Below are 2,261 nucleotides of genomic sequence, written 5' to 3'. Positions count from 1 at the left end.
ATCGCCCCGCCCCTCCCCGACCGCCAGATCGTGCCCGAGCCCACCCCGGTTGTCGATGCCGGGCGGGCAGCCGGTCACCCGGTGCGGGTGAGGGGGGCTCATCCGGTGTGCCGGCAGGATCGCGGTTCGGCGGGCTGTGCGCCCGCCCCGTGTCCCGATCCCGGGAGGAGTGAGCGCATGGCCGGCGCGACCGTCGTCACGCGAACCGACCAGGACATCCAGACCGACGTGCTCGACGAGCTGACCTGGGAGCCCCGGGTGAGCCCGGCCGAGGTGGGGGTCACCGTCGCCGAGGGGGTGGTGACGCTGACCGGACGGGTGGACAGCTACGCCGCGAAGTGGGCCGCCGAGCGGGCCGCGCACCGGGTGGCCCGGGTCCGGGCCGTCGCCAACGACCTGGCCGTACGGATCACCCCGTCGGCCGAGCGCACCGACACGGAGATCGCCGGGGCGGCCGAGCGGGCCCTGGAGTGGGACGCCTTCGTGCCGGTGGAGGACCTGGAGGTGACCGTCGCCGACGGGTGGGTGACGCTGCGCGGCGGGGTGGAGTGGGAGTACCAGCGCCGGGCCGCCGAGCGGGTCGTCGGCCGGCTCACCGGCGTACGCGGGGTCAGCAACGGCATCACGGTCCGGCCGTCCACCCCGCCGACCGGCGCCGAGCTGCCCGACCGGATCGTCGACGCGCTCGCCCGCAGCGGCGCCACCGAGCCGGACCGGATCAGCGTCCGGGTGTACGGCGACACCGTGGTCATCGACGGCCTGGTGCACTCCGTGCCGGAGCGCGACGAGGTGGAGCGGATCGTCTGGTCCGCCCCCGGCATCCGGGAGGTGCACAACCACGTGACGGTGGGCCGCTGAGACCACCCGGGCCGGGTGAACCGGCTTCACCCGGCCGGCGGGCAACGTGGGAGTCATGACTGATTCCGACGGGCTGATCACACCCGGGAGCCCGGCGCCCGACTTCACCCTGCCGGGCACCCCGGACGGGCGACGTACGGGCCCCGGGCAGTTCCGCGGCCGGCCGGTGGTGCTCGCCTTCTACCCCGCCGACTGGACCCCGGTCTGCGGTGACCAGATGGCGCTGTACCAGGCCGCGATGCCGGAGTTCGAGCGGTACGACGCGGTGCTGCTCGGCCTCTCCGTCGACAGCATCTGGTCGCACCAGGCCTTCGCCGAGGCCAGGGGCATCACGTTCCCGCTGCTGGCCGACTTCGAGCCCAAGGGTGAGGTGTCCCGCCGGTACGGCGCGTACACCCCGCAGGGGGAGTCGGCGCGGGCGCTGGTGGTGCTCGACCCGGATCAGACGGTGGCCTGGAGCCACCTGTCGCCGCCGGAGGTGAATCCGGGCGCCGACGGCATCCTCGACGCGCTGGAGCAACTCGTCGCCGATCGGCGGGTGGTGACCCGATGACGACGCCGCTCCAGGTCACCGCCCGGCTGCGCACGCCGGTGGACGGCACCGACCACGTCCGGGGTCCGGCGGACGCGCCGGTCACCATCGTCGAGTACGGCGACTTCCAGTGCCGCTTCTGCGGCGCGGCGTACCCGAACCTGGCCGAGGTGCTGCGCCAGCGCACCGCCACCGTCCGGCTGGTCTACCGGCACTTCCCGATCGCCAACGTCCACCCGTACGCGGAGAGCGCGGCCGAGGTCGCCGAGGCGGCCGCCCGGCGCGGCAAGTTCTGGGACATGCACGACTGGCTCTACGAGCACCAGGACCAGTTGGACCCGGTGCACCTGTCCCTCGGCGTCGAACAGCTCGGCCTGCCACCCGACGAGGTCAGCGCCGAGGTGGAGCGGCAGGCGTATGCCGACCGGGTACGCCGGGACTTCGTCGGCGGGATCCGCAGCGGGGTCAACGGCACCCCCACCCTGTTCATCAACGAGGTCCGGCACGAGGGCGGGCACGACCTGCCGGAGCTGCTCGCCGCCGTGGACGCGGCGGCCGGCAGCTGACCGGGCTGCGCGCCGACCACCGCCGGGATCGCACCGCCCGGCGGCGGTCGGCCCGCGCGTGGTCAGATCAGCCGCAGCTCGCGGGCCCGCCTTACGGCCTCGCGCCGGCGGGTCGCGTCGAGCTTGCGGTAGATGTTGCGCACGTGCGTCTTGACGGTGTTGACCGACACCGACAGCTCGCTGGCGATCTCCACGTTGGACAGGATGCTCTGCAGGTAGCGCAGGATGGTCAGCTCCCGCTCGGTCAGCGGCTCGTCCAGCGCCCGCTCCGCGCCGGCCGGCCCCCGTTCGGCGGGCTCGTCGGC

At 74.2% G+C, this 2,261-nt stretch carries 4 protein-coding genes; 3 read left to right on the top strand and 1 reads right to left on the bottom strand.

All coding sequences use genetic code 11. From position 1 onward, the window contains the following. Nucleotides 1-177 precede the first annotated feature (177 nt). Genes JNW89_RS35245 through JNW89_RS35235 form a run of 3 tightly spaced genes read left to right on the top strand, consistent with a single transcriptional unit; the run spans nt 178 to nt 1,956 of the window. On the top strand, nt 178-858 hold the full coding sequence (locus JNW89_RS35245; protein WP_238452320.1) for a BON domain-containing protein: 681 nt from the start codon (nt 178-180) through the stop codon (nt 856-858). Between the two features lie 55 nt (nt 859-913). Continuing rightward, complete coding sequence (locus tag JNW89_RS35240; protein WP_238452319.1) at nt 914-1,411, top strand: redoxin domain-containing protein; 498 nt, start codon at nt 914-916, stop codon at nt 1,409-1,411. Further along, nucleotides 1,408-1,956, top strand: a complete 549-nt coding sequence (locus tag JNW89_RS35235) for a thioredoxin domain-containing protein (protein ID WP_238452318.1) — start codon at nt 1,408-1,410, stop codon at nt 1,954-1,956. The genes JNW89_RS35240 and JNW89_RS35235 overlap by 4 nt, the downstream gene beginning before the upstream one ends. A 62-nt stretch (nt 1,957-2,018) precedes the next feature. On the opposite strand, the gene JNW89_RS35230 is transcribed toward JNW89_RS35235, so the two are convergent. Then, nucleotides 2,019-2,261: response regulator transcription factor (locus JNW89_RS35230; RefSeq protein ID WP_238452317.1), on the bottom strand; the 243-nt coding region annotated here is incomplete at its 5' end.

The sequence above is a fragment of the Micromonospora sp. 4G55 genome (genome assembly GCF_016803375.1).
The sequence above is the reverse complement of the archived record's forward strand: the minus strand, read 5'-3'. Positions and strand labels throughout refer to the sequence as shown.

Bases quoted from the DNA above. Each gene is read 5' to 3' on its own strand.
- JNW89_RS35240 (WP_238452319.1), top strand. From the start codon at position 914: ATGACTGATTCCGACGGGCTGATCACACCCGGGAGCCCGGCGCCCGAC.
- JNW89_RS35245 (WP_238452320.1), top strand. From the start codon at position 178: ATGGCCGGCGCGACCGTCGTCACGCGAACCGACCAGGACATCCAGACC.
- JNW89_RS35235 (WP_238452318.1), top strand. From the start codon at position 1,408: ATGACGACGCCGCTCCAGGTCACCGCCCGGCTGCGCACGCCGGTGGAC.